At 54.1% G+C, this 24,991-nt stretch carries 27 protein-coding genes; 17 read left to right on the top strand and 10 right to left on the bottom strand.

Annotated features, from left to right (window positions below; genetic code table 11):
• Positions 1 to 3: 3 nt before the first annotated feature.
• From secD to KE671_RS09405, 4 genes are all read left to right on the top strand, one after another.
• A complete protein-coding gene (gene secD, locus KE671_RS09420; RefSeq protein ID WP_206162691.1) occupies positions 4 to 1,851 on the top strand; it encodes a protein translocase subunit SecD in 1,848 nt (615 codons plus the stop codon).
• 10 nt (positions 1,852 to 1,861) lie between these two features.
• Positions 1,862 to 2,833: a protein translocase subunit SecF gene (secF, locus tag KE671_RS09415; protein ID WP_046476190.1), complete on the top strand. Its 972-nt coding sequence runs from the start codon at positions 1,862 to 1,864 to the stop codon at positions 2,831 to 2,833.
• 153 nt (positions 2,834 to 2,986) lie between these two features.
• Positions 2,987 to 3,352, top strand: a complete 366-nt coding sequence (locus KE671_RS09410; protein WP_206162690.1) for a VOC family protein — start codon at positions 2,987 to 2,989, stop codon at positions 3,350 to 3,352.
• A 15-nt stretch (positions 3,353 to 3,367) separates the two neighbouring features.
• On the top strand, positions 3,368 to 4,060 hold the full coding sequence (locus KE671_RS09405; protein ID WP_206162689.1) for a helix-turn-helix transcriptional regulator: 693 nt from the start codon (positions 3,368 to 3,370) through the stop codon (positions 4,058 to 4,060).
• A gap of 42 nt (positions 4,061 to 4,102) precedes the next feature.
• On the opposite strand, the gene KE671_RS09400 is transcribed toward KE671_RS09405, so the two are convergent.
• Positions 4,103 to 4,987, bottom strand: coding sequence for a nucleoside-specific channel-forming protein Tsx (locus KE671_RS09400; RefSeq protein ID WP_206162688.1), 885 nt, complete (start codon positions 4,985 to 4,987; stop codon positions 4,103 to 4,105).
• 297 nt (positions 4,988 to 5,284) lie between these two features.
• Positions 5,285 to 5,824: a DUF3251 domain-containing protein gene (locus KE671_RS09395; RefSeq protein WP_206162687.1), complete on the bottom strand. Its 540-nt coding sequence runs from the start codon at positions 5,822 to 5,824 to the stop codon at positions 5,285 to 5,287.
• 152 nt (positions 5,825 to 5,976) lie between these two features.
• Between KE671_RS09395 and nrdR the strand changes: the two genes are divergently transcribed.
• From nrdR to pgpA, 6 genes are all read left to right on the top strand, one after another.
• Complete coding sequence (gene nrdR, locus KE671_RS09390; RefSeq protein WP_042324561.1) at positions 5,977 to 6,426, top strand: transcriptional regulator NrdR; 450 nt, start codon at positions 5,977 to 5,979, stop codon at positions 6,424 to 6,426.
• Positions 6,427 to 6,429: 3 nt separating this feature from the next.
• On the top strand, positions 6,430 to 7,533 hold the full coding sequence (gene ribD, locus KE671_RS09385; protein ID WP_206162686.1) for a bifunctional diaminohydroxyphosphoribosylaminopyrimidine deaminase/5-amino-6-(5-phosphoribosylamino)uracil reductase RibD: 1,104 nt from the start codon (positions 6,430 to 6,432) through the stop codon (positions 7,531 to 7,533).
• A gap of 87 nt (positions 7,534 to 7,620) precedes the next feature.
• Positions 7,621 to 8,091 (top strand): 6,7-dimethyl-8-ribityllumazine synthase, encoded by a 471-nt coding sequence (ribH, locus tag KE671_RS09380; protein WP_001021161.1) that lies wholly within the window; start codon positions 7,621 to 7,623, stop codon positions 8,089 to 8,091.
• Positions 8,092 to 8,110: 19 nt separating this feature from the next.
• Positions 8,111 to 8,530 carry a transcription antitermination factor NusB gene (gene nusB, locus KE671_RS09375; RefSeq protein WP_042285962.1) on the top strand — a complete coding sequence of 140 codons (420 nt, stop codon included), beginning with the start codon at positions 8,111 to 8,113 and terminating at the stop codon, positions 8,528 to 8,530.
• Positions 8,531 to 8,607: 77 nt separating this feature from the next.
• Positions 8,608 to 9,585: a thiamine-phosphate kinase gene (thiL, locus tag KE671_RS09370; protein ID WP_206162685.1), complete on the top strand. Its 978-nt coding sequence runs from the start codon at positions 8,608 to 8,610 to the stop codon at positions 9,583 to 9,585.
• Positions 9,563 to 10,078, top strand: coding sequence for a phosphatidylglycerophosphatase A (gene pgpA, locus KE671_RS09365; protein WP_206162684.1), 516 nt, complete (start codon positions 9,563 to 9,565; stop codon positions 10,076 to 10,078). The genes thiL and pgpA overlap by 23 nt, the downstream gene beginning before the upstream one ends.
• Before the next feature lie 94 nt (positions 10,079 to 10,172).
• Here the strand turns inward: pgpA and yajO are convergent, their stop codons facing one another.
• The 4 genes from yajO to xseB are packed head-to-tail and all read right to left on the bottom strand — an operon-like array spanning position 10,173 to position 14,236.
• Entirely contained in the window at positions 10,173 to 11,147 is a 975-nt protein-coding gene (gene yajO, locus KE671_RS09360) for an aldo/keto reductase (protein WP_206162683.1), read from the bottom strand.
• Between the two features lie 56 nt (positions 11,148 to 11,203).
• The gene (gene dxs / locus KE671_RS09355) at positions 11,204 to 13,066 is read right to left on the bottom strand and encodes a 1-deoxy-D-xylulose-5-phosphate synthase (protein ID WP_206162682.1); all 1,863 of its coding nucleotides are present in this window, start codon (positions 13,064 to 13,066) and stop codon (positions 11,204 to 11,206) included.
• Positions 13,067 to 13,093: 27 nt separating this feature from the next.
• Positions 13,094 to 13,993 (bottom strand): (2E,6E)-farnesyl diphosphate synthase, encoded by a 900-nt coding sequence (gene ispA, locus KE671_RS09350; RefSeq protein ID WP_206162681.1) that lies wholly within the window; start codon positions 13,991 to 13,993, stop codon positions 13,094 to 13,096.
• The gene (gene xseB, locus KE671_RS09345; RefSeq protein WP_206162680.1) at positions 13,994 to 14,236 is read right to left on the bottom strand and encodes an exodeoxyribonuclease VII small subunit; all 243 of its coding nucleotides are present in this window, start codon (positions 14,234 to 14,236) and stop codon (positions 13,994 to 13,996) included.
• Positions 14,237 to 14,443: 207 nt separating this feature from the next.
• Between xseB and thiI the strand changes: the two genes are divergently transcribed.
• A complete protein-coding gene (gene thiI, locus KE671_RS09340; RefSeq protein ID WP_206162679.1) occupies positions 14,444 to 15,892 on the top strand; it encodes a tRNA uracil 4-sulfurtransferase ThiI in 1,449 nt (482 codons plus the stop codon).
• A 36-nt stretch (positions 15,893 to 15,928) separates the two neighbouring features.
• Here the strand turns inward: thiI and KE671_RS09335 are convergent, their stop codons facing one another.
• Complete coding sequence (locus KE671_RS09335; RefSeq protein WP_206162678.1) at positions 15,929 to 16,624, bottom strand: IclR family transcriptional regulator; 696 nt, start codon at positions 16,622 to 16,624, stop codon at positions 15,929 to 15,931.
• A 170-nt stretch (positions 16,625 to 16,794) separates the two neighbouring features.
• Here KE671_RS09335 and KE671_RS09330 point away from each other — a divergent pair, with 170 nt between their 5' ends.
• Genes KE671_RS09330 through KE671_RS09320 form a run of 3 tightly spaced genes read left to right on the top strand, consistent with a single transcriptional unit; the run spans position 16,795 to position 20,478 of the window.
• Positions 16,795 to 19,128: a molybdopterin-containing oxidoreductase family protein gene (locus tag KE671_RS09330; protein WP_206162677.1), complete on the top strand. Its 2,334-nt coding sequence runs from the start codon at positions 16,795 to 16,797 to the stop codon at positions 19,126 to 19,128.
• A gap of 5 nt (positions 19,129 to 19,133) precedes the next feature.
• Entirely contained in the window at positions 19,134 to 19,679 is a 546-nt protein-coding gene (locus tag KE671_RS09325; protein ID WP_241029786.1) for a 4Fe-4S dicluster domain-containing protein, read from the top strand.
• Between the two features lie 10 nt (positions 19,680 to 19,689).
• Entirely contained in the window at positions 19,690 to 20,478 is a 789-nt protein-coding gene (locus KE671_RS09320; RefSeq protein ID WP_206162676.1) for a dimethyl sulfoxide reductase anchor subunit family protein, read from the top strand.
• Positions 20,479 to 20,519: 41 nt separating this feature from the next.
• Here the strand turns inward: KE671_RS09320 and yajL are convergent, their stop codons facing one another.
• The gene (gene yajL / locus KE671_RS09315) at positions 20,520 to 21,110 is read right to left on the bottom strand and encodes a protein deglycase YajL (protein WP_206162675.1); all 591 of its coding nucleotides are present in this window, start codon (positions 21,108 to 21,110) and stop codon (positions 20,520 to 20,522) included.
• A complete protein-coding gene (gene panE, locus KE671_RS09310) occupies positions 21,073 to 21,984 on the bottom strand; it encodes a 2-dehydropantoate 2-reductase (protein ID WP_206162674.1) in 912 nt (303 codons plus the stop codon). Before panE ends, yajL begins: the two co-directional genes overlap by 38 nt.
• 113 nt (positions 21,985 to 22,097) lie before the next feature.
• Between panE and KE671_RS09305 the strand changes: the two genes are divergently transcribed.
• Positions 22,098 to 22,589: a YajQ family cyclic di-GMP-binding protein gene (locus KE671_RS09305; RefSeq protein ID WP_043001587.1), complete on the top strand. Its 492-nt coding sequence runs from the start codon at positions 22,098 to 22,100 to the stop codon at positions 22,587 to 22,589.
• Between the two features lie 35 nt (positions 22,590 to 22,624).
• On the opposite strand, the gene KE671_RS09300 is transcribed toward KE671_RS09305, so the two are convergent.
• Positions 22,625 to 23,989 carry an MFS transporter gene (locus KE671_RS09300; protein ID WP_206162673.1) on the bottom strand — a complete coding sequence of 455 codons (1,365 nt, stop codon included), beginning with the start codon at positions 23,987 to 23,989 and terminating at the stop codon, positions 22,625 to 22,627.
• A 196-nt stretch (positions 23,990 to 24,185) separates the two neighbouring features.
• Between KE671_RS09300 and KE671_RS09295 the strand changes: the two genes are divergently transcribed.
• The gene (locus KE671_RS09295; protein ID WP_125368953.1) at positions 24,186 to 24,635 is read left to right on the top strand and encodes an STM2901 family protein; all 450 of its coding nucleotides are present in this window, start codon (positions 24,186 to 24,188) and stop codon (positions 24,633 to 24,635) included.
• The gene (locus KE671_RS09290; RefSeq protein ID WP_241029785.1) at positions 24,635 to 24,964 is read left to right on the top strand and encodes a DUF1493 family protein; all 330 of its coding nucleotides are present in this window, start codon (positions 24,635 to 24,637) and stop codon (positions 24,962 to 24,964) included. The genes KE671_RS09295 and KE671_RS09290 overlap by 1 nt, the downstream gene beginning before the upstream one ends.
• Positions 24,965 to 24,991: the final 27 nt, after the last annotated feature.

Genomic DNA, 24,991 nt, shown 5'->3' with positions numbered 1-24,991 from the left:
GCCGTGTTAAACCGTTATCCTTTGTGGAAGTACATCATGCTGATCGTCGTCATTATCGTCGGTCTGCTGTATGCACTTCCCAACCTGTATGGTGAGGATCCGGCCGTTCAAATCACTGGCGCGCGCGGTGTCGCCGCCAGTGAGCAAACGCTGATCCAGGTCCAGAATACGTTACAAAAAGAAAAAATTACCGCTAAGTCTGTGGCACTGGAAGAGGGCGCGATTCTTGCGCGCTTCGATACCACCGACACCCAACTGCGCGCACGTGAAGCGCTGGTGGACGTGCTGGGTGACAAATATGTCGTGGCGCTTAACCTTGCTCCGGCAACCCCGCGCTGGTTGGCAGCCATCAAAGCAGAACCGATGAAACTCGGTCTCGACCTGCGTGGCGGCGTTCACTTCCTGATGGAAGTGGATATGGATACCGCGCTGGGCAAACTGCAGGAACAAAATATCGATAGCCTGCGCAGCGATCTGCGTACAGAAGGCATCCCGTATACGACCGTCCGGAAAGAAGACAATTACGGTCTTAGTATTAACTTCCGCGATTCTGACGCACGTGATAAAGCGATTGCTTACCTCAGCAAGCGTCATCAGGATCTGGTGATCACCAGTCAGGGCAGTAATGCGCTGCGTGCGGTGATGACCGATGCGCGTTTGAGCGAAGCGCGTGAATATGCGGTGCAACAGAACATTAATATCCTGCGTAACCGTGTGAACCAGTTGGGTGTCGCCGAGCCGGTGGTACAACGCCAGGGCGCAGATCGGATCGTGGTCGAGCTGCCGGGTATTCAGGATACGGCGCGGGCGAAAGAGATTCTCGGCGCGACAGCAACGCTGGAGTTCCGTCTGGTCAACACCAACGTTGATCAGTCTGCGGCGGCTTCTGGTCGTGTGCCGGGCGATTCCGAAGTGAAGCAGACGCGTGAAGGTCAGCCTGTCGTGCTGTACAAACGCGTGATCCTGACCGGGGACCATATCACTGACTCCACTTCAAGTCAGGACGAATACAACCAACCGCAGGTGAACATCTCGCTGGATAGCGCAGGTGGCAACATCATGTCTAACTTCACCAAGGACAATATCGGTAAACCGATGGCGACCCTGTTTGTGGAGTACAAAGACAGCGGTAAGAAAGACGCTAACGGTCGTGCGGTACTGGTGAAACAGGAAGAGGTGATTAACATCGCCAACATCCAGTCTCGTCTGGGTAACAGCTTCCGTATTACCGGGATCAACAACCCGAACGAAGCGCGTCAGCTCTCTCTGCTGCTGCGTGCCGGTGCGCTGATTGCGCCGATTCAGATTGTTGAAGAACGGACCATCGGTCCAACCCTCGGGATGCAGAACATCAAGCAGGGTCTGGAAGCGTGTCTGGCCGGTCTGGCGGTGTCCATTCTGTTCATGATTCTGTTCTATAAGAAATTTGGCCTGATTGCGACCAGCGCGCTGATCGCTAACCTGGTACTGATTGTCGGCATCATGTCGCTGCTGCCGGGGGCAACGTTGAGTATGCCGGGGATTGCGGGGATCGTCTTAACCCTTGCCGTCGCCGTCGATGCGAACGTGCTGATCAACGAACGTATTAAAGAAGAGTTGAGCAACGGACGTTCGATACAACAGGCGATTAACGAAGGGTATGCGGGCGCGTTCAGTTCCATCTTTGATGCGAACATTACGACCTTGATTAAGGTCATCATCCTGTACGCTGTCGGCACCGGGGCAATTAAAGGGTTCGCGATTACTACCGGTATCGGTGTGGCGACGTCGATGTTTACCGCGATCGTCGGTACTCGTGCCATCGTAAACCTGTTGTATGGCGGCAAGCGCGTCAAAAAGCTGTCAATCTGAGGAGTGCGAAGTGGCACAGGAATATACTGTTGAACAATTGAACCACGGCCGTAAAGTCATCGACTTTATGCGCTGGGACTACTGGGCTTTCGGCATCTCAGGTCTGCTGCTGGTGTTAGCCATCATCGTGATGGGCGTGCGCGGCTTTAACTGGGGTCTCGATTTCACCGGTGGTACGGTGATTGAAATTACGCTGGAAAAACCGGCTGAGATGGACGTGATGCGCGACGCGCTGGAAAAAGCGGGCTTTGTTGATCCGCTTTTACAGAACTTCGGCAGCAGCCACGACATCATGGTGCGTATGCCGCCGACCGAAGGGGCAAACGGCGGCCAGGTGCTGGGCAGCAAAGTGTTGAGTGTGATCAACGAATCCACCAACCAGAATGCGGCGGTGAAGCGTATTGAGTTCGTTGGACCGAGCGTAGGTGCGGATCTGGCGCAAACCGGTGCGATGGCGCTGCTGGCGGCGCTCATCTCTATCCTGGTTTACGTCGGTATCCGTTTTGAGTGGCGACTGGCGGCAGGCGTGGTTATCGCGCTGGCGCACGACGTTATCATTACGCTTGGGATCCTGTCGTTATTCCATATCGAGATCGACCTGACTATCGTGGCATCGCTGATGTCCGTTATCGGTTACTCGCTTAACGACAGTATCGTGGTTTCTGACCGTATTCGTGAAAACTTCCGCAAAATTCGTCGCGGAACCCCTTACGAAATCTTTAACGTGTCGCTGACCCAGACGCTGCACCGTACATTGATTACTTCCGGTACGACGTTAATGGTGATCCTGATGCTGTTCCTGTTCGGTGGTCCGGTGCTGGAAGGCTTCTCGCTGACCATGCTGATCGGGGTGTCCATCGGTACGGCATCGTCCATTTACGTGGCATCGGCGCTGGCGCTGAAGCTCGGCATGAAGCGTGAACATATGCTGCAACAGAAAGTCGAAAAAGAAGGGGCGGACCAGCCGTCAATTCTGCCGTAACCCGATTTTCCGTTAACGCTCAGAAATCCCGGTCATTCGATCGGGATTTTTCTTTTCTGCCTTTCTCTTGTCCTGCAAACCCTACTGACACTATGCTGTCAGGAGACCTGTTTTATCCTCTTCCTGAACTTACCCACACAGGCAGGAGGAATGATGAAAAGCATTATTAACTGGTTTGAAATTCCCGTAACAGATATGGAACGTGCGATTGCGTTTTATGAGCCGGTTATGGGGCTGTCGCTGCGTCGCGAAAAAATGGACTTTGCCGATCTGGCGGTTTTCCCGTATGACGATCCGGCTACCGGCGGTGCGCTGGCGAAGTTTGACGGCATCGCACCTTCATTGCAGGGGGCGATCGTTTATCTGCACACGGACGATCTCCCGGCGGCGCTGGATCGCGTATCGACCGCTGGCGGCCAGTGTGTGTTTGGCCCGCTCGATCTTGGTAAAGAGATTGGCACCATCGCGCTGTTTACTGACAGCGAAGGCAATCGTGTGGGTTTACATCAACCGGCTTAATCACAGAGAGCAACTATGTCCCGTCGCGCTGACCGCTTGTTTCAAATCGTCCAGATCCTGCGTGGCAGACGGCTGACAACGGCAGCGCTGTTGGCGGAGCGGCTTGAGGTTTCCGAGCGCACGATCTATCGCGATATCCGGGATCTTTCGCTCTCCGGCGTGCCGGTCGAAGGGGAGGCGGGCAGCGGTTATCGGCTAATGGCGGGCTTTGATCTTCCACCGCTGATGTTGACGCACCGGGAATCTGAAGCACTGATTGCCGCCATTCGTCTGCTACACACCTGGGGCGGCGATTTGCTCTCCAGAGAACTGGAGTCGGCGCAGGAAAAGGTGCTGGCGATTTTGCCGGAAGAAAGTCGGCGCAAAGCCGAGCAGGCGCGTATCTTCGCACCAGATTTTGGCAGACAACACCATTCACGCAGCGCGTTCGATGTGATCCACCGGGCGGTGACTATCCAGCAGGTGCTGGCGCTGCATTACCGCGATGAGGCGGGGCAGCTTTCCTGGCGGGACGTGCAGCCGTTAGGGATCTTCTTCGAAGGAAAGTTCTGGCTGCTGGTGGCCTGGTGCGAGAGACGCGAAGATTATCGCTGTTTTCGTGTCGATCGCTGTTTAAGCATCACGCCGCTCGACAGACGATTTTGCGAGTGCGCCGACCGTTCACTGAGCGATTTTTTACGCAAGATCCGCAACGAAACGCACGCATAAAAAAGCCAGCGCTCAGGCTGGCTTTTGCAGAAGGGAAGGTTATCAGAAGTTGTAACCGACAACCAGGTAACCACCCCAGCCGGTAGAACGCACGTTGAAGTTACCCTTACCGAAGTTCAGCTCAGCATCGTCGTTCCATTGACCACCGTTGTGCCAGTAACGGGCAACAACAGAGTAGTGCCAGTGGTCGTAGTTCAGCGCCAGGATGTGGCTGGAGGCAATAGAGTCGTTGGTACGCGCTTTGTTGCCGTTCAGATCGGAGAAGTCGTTGTCGCCGAGATCAGAACCCCAGTCAAAGTTGGTGAAACCGATGTAGCTCAGGTTACCGCCCCACAGTTCGGTAATCGGTACAAAGTATTTCACTTTGAAACGGTAGCCGTCCCACTCGTTTTCATTTGCAGCGCCGTAGTTCTGCCACTGGTATTTGGCATATACGTTCAGAGACAGGCTCATCGGCAGGCCAGTATCAATGTCCGTTCCCAGACCCATGTACCAGGTGCTCTGACGACCCTCTTTGTTACGACCCATGTCGTAGATGTAGTTATTGGCGAAGTACCATTCTTTAAACGGACCGAAGCTGAGATCAGTACCGGTCAACTTGTCGATGGAGAAACGCGGTTCGATTTCCATAAACAGCGGAGAACCGTGGTTCCAGATCCCTTTCGCGTCGGTGTTACCACCGAAGAATACTGGCGCATCCATGTAACCATAGAAATCGAACCAGTCTTTTTTAGCGAAGGCTTCATATTCCAGATAGGTATCGTTACGGATCTGCGGTCCGAAACGAGTGTGATAGCTCCCGACGACGTTAACGCTCTGGTGCCACCAGTCAGAAAGATACTGCGGTTTGTCATTTTCCGCAGCGTTGACGGTGAATGACGAGGAGAGCGCGAGCACTGCACCGGCTGCAAGTAATGTTTTTTTCATATGTATGCCACTGTTTGAAATCCCTGACGGGAGTGAAAAAGGCGCAAATAGCGTTTCTGAATATTTCGTGTTTCTGGGAGCCTATTATAGAAATCATTGCTCACAAAAATATGTCTTGTTTCACAGTTCTATCATTTGCGTAATCGATTGCGTTCACGTTTGCGTACTTTGGCGCGGGGATTGTACTGACTTTCATGCCAATTGCCAACGTTGGCAAAAAATGACGTGGATGTCAGAGGAGTCACAAAAGATCGGGAGTGGATGTTGCGGAACGCACAAAACGTTCCGCAAGGAAGTTTATTGCGTAACAGGCTGGATGTCGTGGATACGCACAAACCCTAATTGATCGGGGGTCAGGTTATTCAGTTGCAGCGGGATGTCTACATCACTGGGTGCCAGCACGCTAGCCGGCGCATTAATCAACTGATTCTGCACATTCACTTCCTGATAATTGTCAGTTGTTCCCTGAATTTGCCCGTATTCAACGGTGCCGCTAAACGCTGGCAGCGGATCGTTTGACTCCCCCTGAATACGCAGCGTCACCCGGGTGCCAGCCGCGTTTGGCGCGATGTTGATAAGCGACATGCGCAGTGTACCGATCTGACTGTTCAGACGTGCCGGGGTATTCGAACCCGGTAGCAGATAAACGCCGCTGGTTGATTTGACGTTCAGGCTGTTTTGCTGGGTAATCTTTACGGTTTCCTGATTAAGCTGATTCATCTCTTTATTGAGTGCCGAAACGCTCTGATGCATCTGGCGTACTTCGCTTTGTTGCGCGCAGGCGCTCAGACTAAAGAGACTTCCCACCAGGAGAATTCTTAGGTAACGTCTTGTCATCTTTCTTATTTCCTGACTATTCGCGATGACCTAATGGTAGATCGTAAATTGTGCTAAGACATCGATCCATTGTCTCAAAAGCGTTGCGCCTTTGTTGTCACGCCAGTTCAGGTTAAAATAGATTTCTGTTAACCACCAGGTCAGGACGCCGTATGCATTGCCCATTCTGTTTCGCCGTAGACACCAAGGTAATTGACTCTCGTCTTGTGGGCGAGGGCTCTTCAGTACGCCGCCGCCGGCAGTGTCTGGTTTGTAATGAACGTTTCACCACCTTCGAAGTGGCAGAACTTGTGATGCCGCGCGTTGTGAAAAGCAACGACGTGCGCGAACCGTTTAATGAAGAAAAGCTGCGCAGTGGAATGCAGCGCGCGCTGGAAAAACGTCCGGTGAGTTCCGACGACGTCGAAATGGCGTTGAATCACATCAAATCGCAACTGCGTGCCACCGGCGAGCGCGAAGTTCCCAGCAAAATGATTGGCAATTTGGTGATGGAACAATTGAAAAAACTCGATAAAGTCGCCTACATCCGCTTTGCTTCCGTTTACCGCAGCTTCGAAGATATCAAAGAATTTGGCGAAGAGATCGCTCGCCTACAGGATTAAGCCATGCAGGATGAGTTATACATGGCGCGAGCGCTGAAGCTGGCGCAGCGCGGGCGGTTTACCACCCATCCCAACCCTAATGTCGGCTGCGTGATCGTCAACGAAGGCGAGATTGTCGGCGAAGGTTATCATCACCGTGCCGGCGAACCGCATGCGGAAGTGCATGCCCTGCGCATGGCCGGCGATAAGGCCAAAGGCGCAACGGCTTACGTCACCCTCGAACCATGCAGCCATCACGGTCGTACACCGCCGTGTTGTGACGCGCTGATTGCCGCTGGCGTTTCTCGTGTGGTAGCGGCGATGCAGGATCCCAATCCGCAAGTGGCGGGACGCGGGTTATATCGCCTGCAACAGGCGGGTATCGACGTCAGCCATGGGCTGATGATGAGCGAAGTTGAAGCGTTAAACAAAGGCTTCCTCAAACGCATGCGGACCGGATTTCCGTATGTGCAACTGAAACTCGGCGCTTCGCTGGATGGTCGCACGGCGATGGCCAGCGGCGAAAGCCAGTGGATTACCTCACCAGAGGCGCGCCGTGACGTTCAGCGTTTGCGCGCGCAAAGCCACGCCATTTTAACCAGTAGCGCGACGGTGCTGGCAGACGACCCGCAGCTCACCGTGCGCTGGTCCGAACTGGGCGACGCGACGCAGGCGGTTTATCCGCAGGATGCCGTGCGCCAGCCGGTGCGGATTGTGATAGACAGCCAGAACCGCGTGATGCCTGAACATCGTCTGGTGCAACAGCCTGGGGAAACCTGGATTGCGCGCACAAAAGAAGATGCGCGTGTCTGGCCCGATTCGGTCCGTACGATGATTGTGCCAGAGCATAACGGTCATCTGGATCTGGTGGTACTGATGATGCTGCTGGGCAAACAGCAGATTAACAGTCTGTGGGTAGAGGCAGGGCCGACACTCGCCGGTGCCCTCTTACAGGCCGGTGTGGTTGACGAGCTTATCGTCTATCTTGCGCCTACACTGTTAGGCAGTGATGCCAGGGGATTATGTGTGTTGCCAGGACTTGAGAAACTGGCTAACGCCCCCCATTTCAAATTCAATGAGATACGCCAGGTGGGCCCGGACGTTTGCCTGCATTTAACCCCTGCGTGAGGCTTTCGAATAATAAGAAGCAGCGCACAGAATATTATGATAAAATCCGCCCCCCTTACGGGGCCATATCGAACCCGAAGGAAGAATATGAACATTATTGAAGCTAACGTTGCTACTCCGGACGCTCGCGTCGCCATCACCATTGCGCGTTTCAACAACTTTATCAACGACAGCCTGCTGGAAGGTGCAATTGACGCCCTGAAACGTATTGGCCAGGTCAAAGATGAAAATATTACCGTTGTCTGGGTTCCAGGTGCCTACGAACTGCCGCTGGCAGCGGGCGCGCTGGCGAAAACCGGTAAATATGATGCGGTGATTGCGCTGGGTACGGTTATTCGTGGCGGCACAGCTCACTTCGAATATGTCGCTGGCGGTGCAAGCAATGGCCTGGCGCATGTCGCTCAGGACAGCGAAATTCCGGTCGCCTTTGGCGTCCTGACTACCGAAAGCATTGAACAAGCTATCGAACGTGCTGGCACCAAAGCTGGCAACAAAGGCGCGGAAGCTGCATTGACCGCGCTTGAAATGATTAATGTATTGAAAGCCATTAAGGCCTGATTTTTGTAAGGGGAAATCCGTGAAACCTGCTGCTCGTCGCCGCGCTCGTGAGTGTGCCGTTCAGGCGCTCTACTCCTGGCAGTTGTCCCAGAACGACATCGCTGATGTTGAATACCAGTTCCTGGCAGAACAGGACGTGAAAGATGTTGACGTCATGTACTTCCGCGAACTGCTGTCCGGGGTGGCGACTAACAGCGCGTACCTGGATGGCCTGATGAAGCCTTATCTGTCTCGTCTGCTGGAAGAGCTGGGTCAGGTGGAAAAAGCTGTACTGCGTATTGCGCTGTTCGAGCTGTCAAAACGCAGTGATGTGCCATACAAAGTGGCCATCAACGAAGCGATCGAACTGGCGAAAACGTTCGGTGCGGAAGACAGCCACAAGTTCGTCAATGGCGTTCTGGATAAAGCAGCGCCTGCGATTCGCCCCAACAAAAAGTAATCTCCAGGCCGTCAGCGAAGTGGAAGCAATTCCTCTCCTCTGGCGGCTTTTTCATTTTTTCTGCTGAGGCATAACGTATGGCATGCGGCGAGTTTTCCCTGATTGCCCGTTATTTTGACCGTGTCAGAAGCTCTCGTCTTGACGTCGAAACCGGTATTGGCGACGACTGCGCACTTCTGAACATCCCCGATAAACAGACGCTGGCGATCAGCACTGATACGCTGGTGGCGGGCAACCACTTCCTGACCGACATTGATCCTGCCGATCTGGCGTACAAAGCGCTGGCAGTGAATTTAAGCGATCTGGCGGCAATGGGCGCGGATCCGGCGTGGCTGACGCTGGCGATCACTTTGCCCGAGGTGGACGAACGCTGGCTGGAGACCTTCAGCGACAGCCTGTTTGAACTCCTGAATTACTATGATATGCAACTGATTGGCGGCGACACCACACGGGGGCCGCTGGCGATGACGCTGGGTATCCACGGCTTTGTTCCTGCCGGACGCGCTCTGAAACGTTCTGGGGCGAAACCGGGCGACTGGATCTACGTGACCGGCACGCCGGGCGATAGCGCGGCGGGTCTGGCTATTTTGCAGAATCGCTTGCAGGTAGCGGATGCTGGCGATCGTGAATATCTGCTAAAACGCCACCTGCGCCCGACGCCGCGTATTTTGCAGGGCCAGGCGCTGCGCGATCTGGCCAGCGCGGCGATTGATCTCTCCGACGGATTGATTTCCGATCTTGGACATATTGTTAAAGCCAGCGCCTGCGGTGCACGAGTCGATCTTGATGCGCTGCCCTGGTCAGACGCGATGACGCGTCACGTCGAAACTGAACAGGCGCTGCGTTGGGCGCTGTCTGGCGGTGAAGACTATGAGTTATGCTTTACGGTACCGGAGTTGAATCGCGGTGCGCTGGAGGTGGCTATGGGCCAGCTTGGCGTTGCCTTTACCTGCATCGGGCAGATGAGTGCGGATGTGGAAGGGATTCATTTCATGCGTGACGGAACGTCTGTCACCTTTGACTGGAAAGGATATGACCATTTTGCCACGCCATAAAGATGTCGCCAAAAGCCGTCTGAATCTGCTTAACCCGTGGCATTTACTGGCTACCGGATTTGGCAGCGGCCTCAGTCCGATTATTCCCGGCACGATGGGATCGCTGGCGGCGATCCCCTTCTGGTATCTGATGACTTTTCTGCCGTGGCAGCTTTATTCGCTGGTGGTGATGCTGGGGATCTGTATTGGTGTCTATCTTTGCCATCAGACGGCAAAAGACATGGGGGTGCACGATCACGGTAGCATCGTCTGGGATGAGTTCATCGGAATGTGGATCACGCTGATGGCGCTGCCGAGCAATGACTGGCAGTGGGTCGCCGCCGGGTTTGTGATTTTCCGTATTCTCGATATGTGGAAGCCGTGGCCGATCCGTTGGTTCGATCGCAATGTGCATGGCGGGATGGGGATCATGGTGGACGATATTGTTGCCGGGGTGATTTCTGCCGGGATCCTCTATTTCATCGGGCATCACTGGCCGATTGGCGTGATTTAACGCGTTGCGATTTACCGGATGGCGGCGTAACCGCCTTTTCCGGCCTGGGATCGTGTGTAGGCCCGATAAGCGAAGCGCCATCGGGCACATTTCCTTATTTATATCCCGCCACCGGATGCGGTTTGTACGGCGTTTCCAGTTCGGCGATATGCTCAGGTTTCAGCGTGAGATCCACGGCATTCAGCAACTCATCGAGCTGTTCTTCCCGTGAGGTGCCAATAATCGGCGCGGCAATGCCCGGTTTGCTCAACAGCCACGCCAGCGCCACCTGAGCGCGTGTCGCGCCAAGTTCTTCGCTCACACCGGTCAGCCGTGCGGCAATTTGCGCATCATTTTCGTCGCTTTCGCTATACAGCTTTTTTCCCACTTCGTCAGAAACCAGGCGGGCGGTGGTCTCTCCCCACGGACGCGTCAGGCGCCCTCTGGCCAGCGGGCTCCACGGGATCACCGCCACGCCTTCCTGATAGCAAAGCGGCAGCATTTCACGCTCTTCTTCGCGGTAGATCAGGTTATAGTGGTCTTGCATACTGACAAACTGCGCCCAGCCGTGCTGTTTTTGCAGCGCCAGCGCCTGGGCAAACTGTGATGCGTGCATTGATGACGCGCCGATATAACGTGCTTTCCCGGCCTTGACCACATCGTTTAACGCTTCCAGCGTCTCTTCAATCGGCGTGTTGTAATCCCAGCGGTGAATTTGCAGGATATCGACGTAGTCCATCCCCAGTCGTCTGAGACTGTCATCGATAGAACGCAGAATTTGCGCGCGGGATAAACCTTCCGGCAGATCATCCACCCGGTTGAATACTTTGGTGGCGACCACCACCTCGTCACGACGCGCGAAATCGCGCAGAGCGCGACCGACGATCTCTTCGCTGCTGCCGGCTGAGTAGTTGTTCGAGGTATCGAAAAAGTTAATACCGCCCTCAAGGGCGCGTTTGATGATAGGGCGACTGCTCTCTTCGGGAAGCGTCCAGGCGTGGTTACCGCGATTCGGCTCGCCGAACGTCATGCAGCCCAGACAAAGGCGGGAAACCCGAAGGTCCGTTTTTCCTAAGATGTTGTATTGCATTATTTCGCTCCTGTTATGCTCGTTATGAGTTAAGCATAGCAGGAGCGAAGGGGGGATTATGCCAGCCAGGCCTTGATTTTGGCCTCAATGCCCGCAGCATCCAGACCCAACTCGGCGCGGGCTTCCTCCTGCGTTCCTTGCGGAATGAAGTAATCCGGCAAGCCGATGTTAAGCACCGGAATCGGTTTGCGATGCGCCATCAGCACTTCGTTTACGCCACTGCCCGCACCGCCCATGATGGCATTTTCTTCCACGGTGACCAGCGCGTCATGACGCGCTGCCATTTCGAGGATCAGCGCTTCATCCACTGGTTTCACAAAGCGCATGTCGACCAGCGTGGCGTTGAGAGATTCTGCGGCTTTCGTCGCTTCCGGCATTAAGGTACCGAAGTTTAGGATCGCCAGCTTTTCGCCGTGACGCTTCACCACGCCTTTTCCGATCGGCAGTTTCTCCAGCGGCGTTAGCTCAACGCCTACGGCGTTACCGCGCGGATAACGCACCGCCGTCGGGCCATCGCTGTAGTGATAACCGGTAAACAGCATCTGGCGGCATTCGTTCTCATCGCTCGGGGTCATGATGACCATCTCCGGGATGCAGCGCAGATAAGAGAGATCAAACGCTCCCTGGTGGGTCTGTCCGTCCGCGCCGACGATCCCCGCACGGTCAATGGCAAACATGACCGGCAGTTTTTGGATCGCCACATCGTGCAGCACCTGATCGTAGGCACGTTGCAGGAAGGTTGAGTAGATGGCGACAACCGGTTTGTAACCGCCAATCGCCAGTCCGGCGGCAAAGGTCACCGCGTGCTGCTCGGCAATCGCCACGTCAAAGTAACGGTCCGGGAATTTGCGCGAGAATTCGACCATGCCGGAGCCTTCGCGCATGGCTGGGGTGATCGCCATCAGCTTACTGTCTTTGGCCGCCGTTTCGCACAGCCAGTCGCCGAAGATTTTCGAATAGCTTGGCAGACCGCCGCTGCTTTTCGGCAGACAACCGCTGGAGGGATCGAATTTCGGCACCGCGTGGAAGGTGATCGGGTCTTTTTCCGCTGGCTCATAACCACGGCCTTTTTTGGTCATGATATGCAGGAACTGCGGGCCTTTCAGGTCGCGCATGTTCTTCAGCGTGGTGATAAGCCCCAATACATCGTGACCGTCCACCGGACCAATGTAGTTAAAGCCCAGCTCTTCAAACAGCGTGCCGGGCACGACCATACCTTTGATATGTTCTTCGGTGCGTTTGAGCAGTTCTTTGATCGGCGGTACGCCAGAAAAGACTTTCTTGCCGCCTTCACGCAGGGAAGAATAGAGCTTACCGGAGAGCAACTGTGCGAGATGATTGTTCAGCGCGCCGACGTTCTCGGAAATCGACATTTCGTTATCGTTGAGGATGACGAGCATATCCGGTTTGATATCGCCCGCGTGGTTCATCGCCTCAAACGCCATTCCGGCAGTAATCGCCCCGTCGCCAATCACGCAGACGGTACGGCGATCTTTGCCCTCTTTTTCCGCAGCAACCGCCACGCCGATGCCGGCGCTGATGGAGGTGGAAGAGTGACCCACGCTCAGGACATCGTATTCGCTTTCACCGCGCCAGGGGAACGGGTGCAGACCGCCTTTCTGGCGGATGGTGCCAATTTTATCGCGACGCCCCGTCAAAATTTTGTGCGGATAGGCCTGATGACCCACATCCCAGATGAGCTGGTCAAACGGGGTGTTATAGACATAGTGTAGCGCCACGGTCAGTTCAACCGTGCCCAGCCCGGAGGCGAAGTGGCCGCTGGAACGACTGACGCTGTCGAGTAAATAGCGGCGCAGTTCGTCGCACAGTTTCGGCAGACTCTCTTTTGGTAGCAGTCGTAACTCCTGGGTGGAGTCGACCAGTGCCAGGGTAGGGTATTTGGCGATATCAAAACTCATCAGAGGCCTTTAAGTAAGACAGAGTGTTCATTTATTACGCTGGATTATGTAGTCCGCTAGCGCTTCCAGTGCCGAGGTATCGAGTGACTGCGCGGCCAGTTGATTTAGCGACTGGCGAGCCTCTGCGATTAAATCCCGGGCTTTATTCCGGGCTTGCTCAAGGCCCAGAAGTGCAGGATAGGTACTTTTGCCAAGCTGCTGGTCGGCACCCTGACGTTTACCCAACGTTGCAGTATCGCCCACCACATCCAGAATGTCATCCTGAACCTGGAACGCCAGGCCGATACTTTCTGCGTATTTGTCGAGTACTGGCAGCGCATTTCTGCCTTTTTCTCCGGCACTTAACGCCCCCAGGCGAACCGCGGCGCGAATCAGTGCGCCCGTCTTATGACGATGGATTTTCTCCAGCGCCTCCAGCGGGACCTGTTTACCTTCGGCGTCGAGATCCAGCGCCTGACCACCACACATGCCGGCGATCCCGCTGGCGCTCGCCAGTTCGGAAATCATCGCGATCCGATCGCGGTCAGCGACTTCCGGCATTGGGGCATCGCTGATAATCGAGAACGCCAGCGTTTGCAGGGCATCACCTGCCAGAATGGCATTTGCCTCGCCAAACTTGACGTGACAGGTTGGCAAGCCGCGACGCAGATCGTCATCGTCCATTGCCGGCAGATCGTCATGGATCAGTGAGTAAGCGTGAATGCACTCAACGGCTGCTGCCGGGGCATCCAGGGTACTCAGGCTGATACCAAACATCTGACCGGTGGCATACACCAGAAACGGACGCAGACGTTTACCGCCTAATAATGCGCCATACTGCATGGTTTCAACCACGGGAGTGTTCTGAAAGGGCAGTGGGGCAATAAAACGGCTCAGCGCCTGATTAGCCTGCTCGACACAGGCCTGAAGCTGCTGCGAAAAATCCATTTATTCATTATCCGCTGTAAAAGGCGTAGGGGATGCGTCTTCATTGTCAGACAGCAGGATTTGCACACGCTGTTCAGCCTGTTGCAATTTCACCTGTCCCTGACGTGCCAGCTGCACGCCACGTTCGAATTCGTTGAGCGCCTCTTCCAGCGGCAGATCGCCACTTTCCAGACGCGTTACAATTTGCTCCAGCTCGTTCAGCGAGGTTTCAAAGCTGACCGGCGCCTCATTTTTCTTCGGCATAATGAATGTCTGACTCTCTGTAATGGCAGCACGAGACTATGGTAACGGACTCGTACTGATAAGCAAATAACGCACAATGGTAAGGGGATGTGCACAGGATCCGCGTGATAGTGATATACTTCCGCGCCTGGATGCAGCCGCGGGTATGGGCTGCTGTACTTTTTCCCATAACAAGTCATTAAGACTTGCTCAAGAACCATTGCTGCCATGAAGTTTATCATTAAATTGTTCCCGGAAATCACCATCAAAAGCCAATCTGTGCGTTTGCGCTTTATAAAAATGCTGACCGGGAACATTCGTAACGTTTTAAAGCACTATGATGGGACCCTCGCCGTTGTTCGCCACTGGGATAACATCGAAGTTCGCGCAAAAGATGAAAATCAGCGTCTGGCCATCCGCGACGCGCTGACCCGTATCCCGGGAATTCACCACATTCTTGAAGTCGAAGACGTGCCGTTTACCGACATGCACGATATTTTCGAGAAGGCGCTGGCACAATACCGCGATCGGCTGGAAGGCAAAACTTTCTGCGTGCGCGTTAAACGTCGCGGTAAACACGAGTTTAGCTCTATCGATGTGGAACGTTACGTTGGCGGCGGTTTAAACCAGCATATTGAATCAGCGCGCGTGAAGTTGACCAACCCGGACGTGACAGTCCATCTGGAAGTCGAAGACGATCGTCTGCTGCTGATTAAAGGCCGCTACGAAGGGATCGGCGGTTTCCCGATCGGGACGCAGGAAGACGTACTGTCGCTGATCTCCGGCGGCTTCGACTCCGGCGTTTCCAGCTATATGCTGATGCGTCGTGGCTGCCGTGTTCACTACTGCTTCTTTAACCTCGGCGGCGCGGCGCATGAAATCGGCGTTCGTCAGGTGGCGCACTATCTGTGGAACCGCTTCGGCAGTTCGCATCGCGTGCGATTTGTCGCCATCAACTTTGAACCGGTGGTCGGTGAGATCCTCGAGAAAGTCGATGACGGTCAGATGGGCGTAGTGCTGAAACGTATGATGGTTCGTGCGGCGTCGAAAGTGGCAGAACGCTATGGCGTGCAGGCGCTGGTCACCGGCGAAGCGCTGGGACAGGTCTCCAGCCAGACGCTGACCAACCTGCGTCTGATCGATAATGTCTCCGATACGCTGATTCTGCGTCCACTGATCGCTTACGATAAAGAGCACATCATCAATCTGGCGCGCCAGATTGGGACTGAAGATTTTGCCCGCACCATGCCGGAATACTGCGGCGTAATTTCAAAAAGTCCGACGGTGAAAGCCATCAAGTCGAAGATTGAAGCGGAAGAACAGAACTTTGACTTCAGCATCCTCGATAAGGTGGTTGAAGAAGCCAGCAATGTCGATATTCGCGAAATCGCGCAGCAGACTCAGCAGGAGGTCGTGGAAGTCGAAACCGTCAGCGGCTTCGGCCCGAACGACGTGATTCTGGATATCCGCTCTGTCGATGAGCAGGACGATAAACCGCTGAAGGTGGATGGCGTGGATGTGGTTTCGCTGCCGTTCTACAAGCTGAGTACGCAATTCGGCGATCTCGACCAGAGCAAAACCTGGCTGCTGTGGTGCGAGCGCGGCGTGATGAGCCGTCTGCAGGCGCTGTATCTGCGTGAGCAGGGCTTTGTGAATGTGAAGGTATATCGCCCGTAACCACGATTTCCCCCAGCCATCTGCGCTGGGGGAATTTTACTGCTGCGGTTGAAGCGCTTCGACGCTTCTCACTAAATGCCCGGCAATCTGCGGCATGTCGTCTGTACTGAAGAACCCCATCGTCACGGCAATCGCCACCAGTTCTCCCTTTTTATTCCGTAATGGACAGGCAATCGACTGTGCACCAGGGATCCCCTGTGTCGGATTGTGGCGTACCGCGTAGCCCCGAGCGCGTATTTGTTCAATCAACTGGATCTGTGCCTGATTTTGCGGCTGATAGTCCGAATAACTCATGAACACCTGACCCGCGGAACTGGCGTGAAGCGGAACGGGTGTGTTGGGCAGAAAATCGATATCTACATTGCGGAAGCTGCGATTGTAGTGTTTCAGCACTAATCCGCCGTCCGTCTCAACCACCACGCCGGTAGAGTGATTAAAAGTATCGCGAAACGCGATCAGCGCCATATTGAGTTCACTCACCGGATCGCGTGCAGCCGTTGACTTACCCGCCATCTGAAGGAGGGTTGTCCCAAGGCAATAAAGTCCTTTTTCGTTTTGCCCCAGCATACCGGTTCGACAAAGTGAGACCAGATACTTGTGTAAACGACTTTTCGACAGGTTGCATCCCGTGGCGATATCGATGGCGCGTGCCTGACCATTTTGACTGGCAACAAACGCCAGAATGTTGACGGCGATATCAACCGAATTGACCCCTTGCGATGTTTCAGCCATATGCATTCTCTTTTTTGATTCTTCGCGAGTATACCATCGCGGCTGAAATCAGTACCGCCTTCGCAATTTAAAACGCTCACTACTCCTAAATGGTTAGATGTTGACCTGTATCAGGTTAATCACTGGTGAACATGGGTTAACTAATAATGAACTTTTTTAGAGGCAAGAACATGGACGCAATGAGCAATATCCAATTAAAAAGAAGAACCCTGTTAAAAGGGTTCGGTGTGGTGGGGTTATCCTCACTGGCGCCGACGTTTCTGACGCTCCGTCAGGCCAACGGTTCACCGTTGCCCCGGGTTCGTCTTAAACAAACGGATTACCAGACGTTTCGTTCGACCTGTGCGATGGAATGTTTGCACTGCAACCTGACAGCGTACGTCTGGAAAGACCGGTTAATGAAAATTGAAGCGACGAAAGGCTTCAACGTGAAATGCTGTTTACGAGGAATTAGCCGCACCAAATGGGTTTATCACCCATTACGGCTGACGCAACCATTGCTGCGAACAGGAGAAAAAGGCGAGGGGAAATTTAAACCGATCGCCTGGGACGCCGCGCTGGATCTCATTGAACAGAAAATCAGAGAAACCATTGCCACCGACGGAAACAAAGGCCTACTGCTGACTGCCGCATCCGGGAACATGGACTCCATCAAAAACGATATGGCCAAAGCCTTTTTCGATTATCTCGGCGGCAGTACCAAAACCGCCGGTTCACTCTGTTGCGCGGCGGTCACCGCTGCGATGATGCCGATGGTTGGCCTGCGCTATGCTGATACCCGCGACACCATTGCAGACAGTCGCTACATTTTGTGCTGGGGGAATAACCCGGCGGTCACCATGCATGCCTATTTTAAAAACTATTCTCAGGCACAGCGAAACGGCGCACGGTTGGTGGTGATTGACCCGCGATTTAACGAAACGGCGGCCAAAGCCGACGAGTGGGTACCGATCGTGCCGGGTACCGATATCGCCCTGGCGTTAGGGATGATTAACATCATTATGCAGGAAAAACGCTATGACGCGGATTTCCTGCGCGCGCATACCGGTGCGGTGTATCTGGTGGATAAACAGCAGCAGTTAATGCGTGCCGACCCCAATGACGCGGACAGTTATCTGGTCTTTGATACTCAAAGTCAGACCCTGAGACGGCATGATGAGCCCGGCGTGATACCCGCATTGTTGAGTGAGGAGTTGCCTGCTAACAGTGAATTTACCACCGTGCTGGATAACGTCTGGGCGCAGGCAAAACCCTGGACCGCGCAGAAAGTGGAGGAAGAGACTGACGTGCCCGCGCAGACGGTATTCCGTCTGGCACGAGATTACGCCGCAACGCAGCCGGCGATGATCGTGCAGAACATGTCTGGCGCGCAACGAACCGAGTTCGGTACGTACGTTGCGGCCAGCCAGTTCTATCTGGCGCTGATTACCGGCAATATCGGTAAAGCCGGGGCAGGGGTCTGCGATGCGGGTGGCGTTCGACAGATGGCAAAATTCTCGCCCATCGTTCCTCCCGCGCCGAATGCGGCCAAAATTCCCCCCATTCCTATTCCCAAAATCGGTGACTGGGTTGTTAACGAAAAACCGCACGCAATTAAATTCTGGTGGAACATGACGCTGGGCGCGATGACCCAACTGCCCAATACCAATCAGGTGAGAGAGGCCTTTAAGAAAGTGCCGTTTGTGGTGGTAGCCGATAACCTGATGAGCTCGTCTGCGCTGTACGCCGATCTGGTACTCCCCGTCACGACCATTTTTGAGGATGTTAGTTTAATGGCGGGCGTGCGCAGCCACTATGTGCAACTGATGGAGAAGGCAGTGGAACCGCCAGGAGAAGCCAGGCCTGATTACTGGATATTTGCTCGCCTGGCGGAGCGTTTTGGCTTTGGCGAGGTTTTCAACCAGCCTATTGAGCACTATATCGACACCTGCCTGAAAGGCTCGGGCATTACCCGCGACATGCTGAAAAAAGGGCCGGTTTGTCCTGTTGAAGACGACTGGATCCCGTTCAAAGACGGTAAGTTCCTCACCTCGACCGGCAAAGCGCATCTGTACATCGAGGAGTGGACGAAAAAAGATTTCCTGCCGGTAGTGACCTGGATGCAGGTGAAAGAATCGGTCAAAGGATCGCCTGAGCTCGCCCAAACCTACCCGTTAATGGCAGTGCAGCGCAAACTGGCGCGCAGCGTGCATTCCAGCCACGGGATGAACGAGTGGATCCTGGAGGTTCAGCGTAACCGTCCGAACGTGATGATCCACCCGGAAGATGCCCGCCAGCGTCAGATTCAGCCCGGAGAGTGGGTCGTGGTGTTCAATCATCGCGGTCAGCATCGGGCGATTGCCGACGTGACCACCCATATCAAACGCGGAGTCGTGAGTCTGGATAACGGCTGGTGGGAGCAGCAGGGGGGAAGCAGCAGCCATGTGACTAACGATCAGGTAGAAGTATTGGGGAATGGGCACTGTTGCAACAGTACGCTCGTCGATGTGAGAAGGGAGGCTTAATCACGATGAAACAGTATGGATTTCTTATTGATATGCAAAACTGCTACGGCTGTAAAACCTGTAGCATGGCCTGCAAATCGGAAAACATGACGCCGCTCGGGGTACTGTGGCGTCGGGTTCGCGAGCGTCATACGGATGAGCCCAACACGCAGGCCTTCATCAGCATGTCGTGCAACCACTGTGATGACCCTCAGTGCATGAAAGTCTGCCCGGCCGGGACGTACAGCAAACGAGCAGACGGCATTGTCGTACAGGATCATGAGCGGTGCATCGGTTGTCGGATGTGCATCATGGCCTGCCCGTGGAGTGCCCCGGTGTACGATCCCGCCGAAGGGAAAACCAGTAAGTGTAATCTGTGTGCTGAACGACTCGATGAAGGATTGCAGCCGCGCTGCGTAGAATCCTGTCCGGCAGGCGTATTACGTTTTGGCGAGATAGCGGAGTTGCGTAAAGAGCATACGACGCAGTGGGCGGTGCTGGAAAAACGCTACAACCTGCCCGATCACACGATCAGTCAGCCTAACATTGTCATTATTCCGCCGCGGGATTGAGGAGAACGAAATGGAACATTATGAATTGCCATTGGTCTTCTTCACCGTGTTCGTGCAATGGGGAATCGGTGGGGTACTGGCGCTGACACTGTGTCAGTTATTGTGCGTAGAAGAATTCAGCCCAATCCACTACCGCACGCTGGCGTTGCTGTTCTGGGTTATCACCGTAGCAGGATCGCTTGCTTCGCTGGCGCATCTGGGATCGCCTGAAGGGGCTTATCGCTCCCTGAATGGATTACGGAGTTCCTGGCTTAGTCGGGAAGTGGTCGCCTGTATTGCGCTTAATGGCGCGATGTTTTGCTGGCTACTGCTGTGCTGGTTCAGGCCAGCACAGCGCGGGGTTACCCTGCTGGGCGGCGTAACGGCACTGGTGGGATTGGGCACCATTCTGGTGACGTCGCAGGTCTATTACCAAATGCCGCTACACCCGCTCTGGCATAACGCTGCGACGCCAGCCGCGTTCCTGGGAACGGCGCTGCTGACGGGGTTTATGAGCGTCTCCATTGCCAGAGCGTACTGGCACCTTTCACTTTCTACGGTCTGTAATACGGGGATTGTCGCTGGCATTGTACTGAGCGCCGGCGCGCTGTGTCTTCGCTATCAGGTTCCGGGTGCCGATGCGTCAAGCCCTCTGCTCTGGTGGCAGCTCTTCGCCAGCGTGTGTGTCGCAGTGTGGGGGATATCACGTCTGAACGGCGGGATGCGCAGTTGGGTATGGGTGGCATTAATCATCACGGGGGAACTGGCCGGTAGAATGCTGTTTTACAGCAATGTGATGAGTTCCGCGCCCTGGTTTTGAATGATTGTGCCGGGTGGCAGTGAGATCACCCGGCAATCAAACTACTCGTAGTAATTATAAATGCCTGCCGCCATCACCAGTTGTGACGCGACTTCATGAGCTTTCTCTCGCCCAACCAGCAGGTCAATAATCTTTAAACCAAAATCGATTGAGGTGCCCGGGGCCTGGCTGGTGAGCAACTTCACCCGCGGGTCCCAGACCACGCGTTTATCCTGCCATTGTTCAGCGGGAATGCTGTCTTTCAGCGCCGGAAAGCCCGTCATGTTGCCGATGGGGAAGATGTCGTGCGGTACGAGTACGGTAGCGGCTGCCGCGCAAATAGCGGCGACAATCCGTCCGGATCGGTGAAATTGCTTAACGGTTTCGACTAATAACGTACTGTCGCGAAAACACTCGGCGCCTTTAATGCCGCCCGGCAGGATGATGATGTCATAGTCGCCATCGGCCACGGCAACCAGCGGCGCATCCGCCAGCAGTTTTACGCCGCGTGAACAGACAATGGTCAGACTGCCGTCGCTGGCGACGCTCGCGGTGGTGACGTTGATGCCACCACGAACCAGCAGGTCGATAGTGGTAACCGCTTCGGTTTCTTCACTACCAGGGGCGAGGCATACCAGTGCCGATGCGCTCATATTCACTCTCCTTTCGTTTTACTAATTCAAACAGGCGGCTGTTTTCCGGCACCGCAATTCCGTGCGCACGGGCGCGTTTCAGCAGATATCCGGTGATGTAGTCAATCTCGGTATGACGCAGAGCCTGAATGTCCTGCAACATGGATGAGATGTTTTCTGCCGTACTGTCAATAACTTGCTCGACATAATAGCGTAAATCGTCGACTGATGTATGGTGACCTTCGCGTTCAATGACCGCCGCGACTTCCTGGCAAATCAGGTTGACCTCTTCAGGATGGTTGCGCAGTTCGCCATTCGGGCAGTTCCACAGCGCGGTGAGAGGGTTAATCACACAGTTCACCGCCAGCTTGCGCCACATCTCGGCGCGAATATTATTATGCCAGGCGACGTCAGGCAGTACGCATTGCAGCAAATCGGCGAGATAGCTGAAATCGCCATCCTGCTCGCGCGCCGGGCCAATATGCGTGGTGCCGCTCGCGACATGAATGATGACATTGCCATCGCGCCGTGCGGCATGAGTGGTCGTCCCCATCAGTAGCGGTTGGTGAATATTGCGCAATTCTTCAATCGTTCCCATGCCGTTATGGATCAACAGAATGGGCGCCGTTTCCGCCAGTGTCGACGCAAGGGCTTTGACCGCGTCGGAAACCTGCCACGCTTTGAGCGTTACCAGCAGCAGATCGCTGGTGGCTAAAAACTCCGGATCGTTTGCCGTCAGGGATTCATTAAAAATCGACCCATCCGTTTCAATCACATTCACGCTGCAATAGGGCTGCGGAACGCGCAGCCAACCTTGTACGTCATGTCCCTGTTTGCAGAGGGCCGAAAGCCATAATTGTCCTAAGGCTCCGCACCCCAGTACGGTAATTTTCATTCTTCCTCCTCACCCGCAACAGCACCAGGTGTTTGCTAACATAGTATAGCGCTGTCTGTTGAGAGACTTTGCAGGTATTATGCTTCGCATCAAAAATGAAGGGAGAGGAAAAGATGCCATCTTTCGATATTGTTTCTGAAGTCGATCTTCAGGAAGCACGTAACGGTGTGGATAACGCCATTCGTGAAGTAGAGTCACGTTTTGATTTTCGTGGCGTTGAAGCGACCATTGAACTCAATGATGCCAATAAGACCATCAAAGTGCTGAGCGAATCCGATTTCCAGGTCAACCAGTTGCTGGACATTCTGCGTGCCAAGCTGCTTAAACGTGGCATTGAAGGGGCATCCCTCGATGTCCCGGAAGAGTTCGTCCACAGTGGGAAAACCTGGTTTGTGGAAGCGAAGCTGAAGCAGGGCATCGAGAGCGCCGTGCAGAAGAAAATTGTTAAGCTGATTAAAGACAGCAAGCTGAAGGTGCAGGCGCAGATTCAGGGCGAGGAGATTCGCGTGACCGGCAAATCCCGTGATGACCTCCAGTCCGTGATGGCGCTGGTGCGCGGCGGCGATTTGGGACAGCCGTTCCAGTTTAAAAACTTCCGCGATTAATCTTAACGGTCCGGCTCTCCGGACCGTTTTCTTTTTTACGTCTGGCTGATGGCCTGCTCAACTTCAAAGCGGTTGGTCACTTTGCTGTCGATTTTCACATAGGCGGAATGTTCCTGCTGTGCAATCAACACTTCACTGACGCCTTCTGTTGCCAGTAAACGCTGTCTCAGCACGTCATCGGCGGCAATCTCCGGTGGAATGACCACCCGCAGGCTACTGACATACGGCGGCTCTTTCATGGTGCTGGCGACAGCGAGCCAGGCAACGGCTAAAAACGCCCCGGCAAGGAAAACCGTCTGTCCGTCAAACATCCCGTCGACCCAGCCGCCCAGTGAACCGCCCAGCGCGACGCCGAGAAACTGGCTGGTGGAGTAGACGCCCATCGCCGTTCCCTTATAGCCCGCCGGAGACTCTTTACTGATCAGTGAAGGAAGGAGGGCTTCCATCAGGTTGAAGGCGAGGAAGAACAGTTGCACGCCGAGAATCAGTTCCCAGAAATGGTTACCCGCGCCCCAGAGTACAATTTCCGCGACGACAATCAGCGCCACGCAGAACAGGAACACCCGTTTCATCCGCCGCTTCACTTCGGCATAGATAATAAACGGCACGACCGAGCCAAAGGAAATCAACATCGTCACCAGATACACCTTCCAGTGTTCGGCGGCAGGCAGACCGGCGTCGGCAAGTTGGCCGGGCAGGGCAACGAAGGTGGACATTAGCAGAATATGCAGACACATGATGCCGAAGTTGAGCTTCAGTAGTTTGGGCTCCGCGAGCACTTTGCTGAAACTGCCTTTCACCATCCCCGATTCGCGATTGAGCACGTGGTTGGCACTGTCGGGCACAACCCACAGCGTAATGATGATCCCAAGCGTCGCCAGGACCGCAATCATCCAGAAAAGCGCATTGAGTCCCAGAGCATGGGTAATTATTGGTCCAAGTACCATAGCGATCGCGAAAGTGATGCCAAAGCTTACGCCAATAAACGCCATCGCTTTCGTGCGATTTTGTTCGCGGGTGAGGTCTGACAGCAACGCCATCACCGCGGCGGCGATCGCGCCCGACCCCTGTAACGCTCGGCCAAGAATAATGCCCCAGATCGCGTCTGACAGCGCGGCAATGATGCTGCCGAGGATAAACACAGCAAGTCCGCCGACAATCAGCGGCTTACGACCGATACGGTCGGAGAGCAGTCCAAAAGGGATCTGAAAAATGGCCTGTGCCAGACCATAGATGCCGATGGCAAGCCCGATTAAGGCTTCGCTGGCACCCTGTAGCGCCATGCCGTATGTGGTCAGAACCGGCAGGACCATAAACATGCCAAGCATGCGCAGAGAAAACACGGTCCCTAAACCCCAGGTGGCGCGCAACTCACCCGGCGTCATTTTATAATCGTTCATTCCCACCTCAGTCTTAATTTCGCGACTAGTGTAAAGCGGGGAAGGAATGGGGTAAACCACAACATTATGCGGATCGGTGTAGAAGGAATTATGAGTTAATAACATATGTTATTAGTTTTTTTTAAATTATTTTATTTGACATTACTTTTCGGCTGTTTACATTGAAAGCATTGTCAGATAGTGCAAGGAGCGGCGAATGGATACGACGGAAGAAGCAAATGGGACGTACTTTTATCACGGCTCGACTAACTTAACGCCGGGTGAATTACTCGACATCATTTTCCTGGAAGAATTCTGTAACGAGATGGGGATTGATTCCGTCTCTGGGGCTGCGATCCTTGCAGGTCAACCATGGTTAAGAACAAGAACGAAACCAGATGGGGCTATTAAGGGAACTAGCGTTATTTCGAAATATGCACGTATGATTTTGAAGGATGTTAAAACGCCTTTTGGGATAAGAGTAAAAACACCTGTAGGTGTAAAGATAAGAACTACGACGAGTCTTGCAGCCGTTATCGCACGTTATACCCCTTGGCTCGGTTGGGCTTCACTTGTAACAACGCTATACCGAATCTCAAATCGTACACAAGAGAAATATAACATGATTGCCCGACCAGGCGATCGTATAAAGTGGACCTCCTTTTAATGACGATAACTAACGATGTTCTTGAGATGTTCAGGGATGAGATTTCGAGTGAATTGGATGATGACTGGAAAGAGATCCCTCTAGAGCTTGACTCAGATTTGTTTGATGCTCCCGGTGATGACCTTCACAGCGCTTTAGACCGGTACGAGAAGGAATTCAATGTTGATTTATCTTGTGTTAACTGGCGATCTTATTTCCCTTGGCAAAATACACCACTTCTGACACGCTGGTTCAAAGCCAAAAGAGCAGACGTAGAGGCAACACGCTTGCCTTTAACCGTAAGGATGTTTGCGGAATCAGCGGAGGCGGGGAAATGGCTCTATGACTGAATAATATTTTTACTAAATAAAAAGGGC

Source organism: Citrobacter amalonaticus, from assembly GCF_018252635.1.
Lineage (GTDB): Bacteria > Pseudomonadota > Gammaproteobacteria > Enterobacterales > Enterobacteriaceae > Citrobacter_A > Citrobacter_A amalonaticus_E.
This window is presented reverse-complemented; position numbering and strand designations above follow the sequence as displayed.

What these genes read in the sequence shown, in the direction of transcription:
- KE671_RS09410 (WP_206162690.1), top strand. Translation starts at nt 2,987, where the DNA reads ATGAAAAGCATTATTAACTGGTTTGAAATTCCCGTAACAGATATGGAA.
- KE671_RS09405 (WP_206162689.1), top strand. Translation starts at nt 3,368, where the DNA reads ATGTCCCGTCGCGCTGACCGCTTGTTTCAAATCGTCCAGATCCTGCGT.
- KE671_RS09400 (WP_206162688.1), bottom strand. Translation starts at nt 4,987, where the DNA reads ATGAAAAAAACATTACTTGCAGCCGGTGCAGTGCTCGCGCTCTCCTCG.
- KE671_RS09395 (WP_206162687.1), bottom strand. Translation starts at nt 5,824, where the DNA reads ATGACAAGACGTTACCTAAGAATTCTCCTGGTGGGAAGTCTCTTTAGT.
- nrdR (WP_042324561.1), top strand. Translation starts at nt 5,977, where the DNA reads ATGCATTGCCCATTCTGTTTCGCCGTAGACACCAAGGTAATTGACTCT.
- ribD (WP_206162686.1), top strand. Translation starts at nt 6,430, where the DNA reads ATGCAGGATGAGTTATACATGGCGCGAGCGCTGAAGCTGGCGCAGCGC.
- ribH (WP_001021161.1), top strand. Translation starts at nt 7,621, where the DNA reads ATGAACATTATTGAAGCTAACGTTGCTACTCCGGACGCTCGCGTCGCC.
- thiL (WP_206162685.1), top strand. Translation starts at nt 8,608, where the DNA reads ATGGCATGCGGCGAGTTTTCCCTGATTGCCCGTTATTTTGACCGTGTC.
- pgpA (WP_206162684.1), top strand. Translation starts at nt 9,563, where the DNA reads ATGACCATTTTGCCACGCCATAAAGATGTCGCCAAAAGCCGTCTGAAT.
- yajO (WP_206162683.1), bottom strand. Translation starts at nt 11,147, where the DNA reads ATGCAATACAACATCTTAGGAAAAACGGACCTTCGGGTTTCCCGCCTT.
- dxs (WP_206162682.1), bottom strand. Translation starts at nt 13,066, where the DNA reads ATGAGTTTTGATATCGCCAAATACCCTACCCTGGCACTGGTCGACTCC.
- ispA (WP_206162681.1), bottom strand. Translation starts at nt 13,993, where the DNA reads ATGGATTTTTCGCAGCAGCTTCAGGCCTGTGTCGAGCAGGCTAATCAG.
- xseB (WP_206162680.1), bottom strand. Translation starts at nt 14,236, where the DNA reads ATGCCGAAGAAAAATGAGGCGCCGGTCAGCTTTGAAACCTCGCTGAAC.
- thiI (WP_206162679.1), top strand. Translation starts at nt 14,444, where the DNA reads ATGAAGTTTATCATTAAATTGTTCCCGGAAATCACCATCAAAAGCCAA.
- KE671_RS09335 (WP_206162678.1), bottom strand. Translation starts at nt 16,624, where the DNA reads ATGGCTGAAACATCGCAAGGGGTCAATTCGGTTGATATCGCCGTCAAC.
- KE671_RS09330 (WP_206162677.1), top strand. Translation starts at nt 16,795, where the DNA reads ATGGACGCAATGAGCAATATCCAATTAAAAAGAAGAACCCTGTTAAAA.
- KE671_RS09325 (WP_241029786.1), top strand. Translation starts at nt 19,134, where the DNA reads ATGAAACAGTATGGATTTCTTATTGATATGCAAAACTGCTACGGCTGT.
- KE671_RS09320 (WP_206162676.1), top strand. Translation starts at nt 19,690, where the DNA reads ATGGAACATTATGAATTGCCATTGGTCTTCTTCACCGTGTTCGTGCAA.
- yajL (WP_206162675.1), bottom strand. Translation starts at nt 21,110, where the DNA reads ATGAGCGCATCGGCACTGGTATGCCTCGCCCCTGGTAGTGAAGAAACC.
- panE (WP_206162674.1), bottom strand. Translation starts at nt 21,984, where the DNA reads ATGAAAATTACCGTACTGGGGTGCGGAGCCTTAGGACAATTATGGCTT.
- KE671_RS09305 (WP_043001587.1), top strand. Translation starts at nt 22,098, where the DNA reads ATGCCATCTTTCGATATTGTTTCTGAAGTCGATCTTCAGGAAGCACGT.
- KE671_RS09300 (WP_206162673.1), bottom strand. Translation starts at nt 23,989, where the DNA reads ATGAACGATTATAAAATGACGCCGGGTGAGTTGCGCGCCACCTGGGGT.
- KE671_RS09295 (WP_125368953.1), top strand. Translation starts at nt 24,186, where the DNA reads ATGGATACGACGGAAGAAGCAAATGGGACGTACTTTTATCACGGCTCG.
- KE671_RS09290 (WP_241029785.1), top strand. Translation starts at nt 24,635, where the DNA reads ATGACGATAACTAACGATGTTCTTGAGATGTTCAGGGATGAGATTTCG.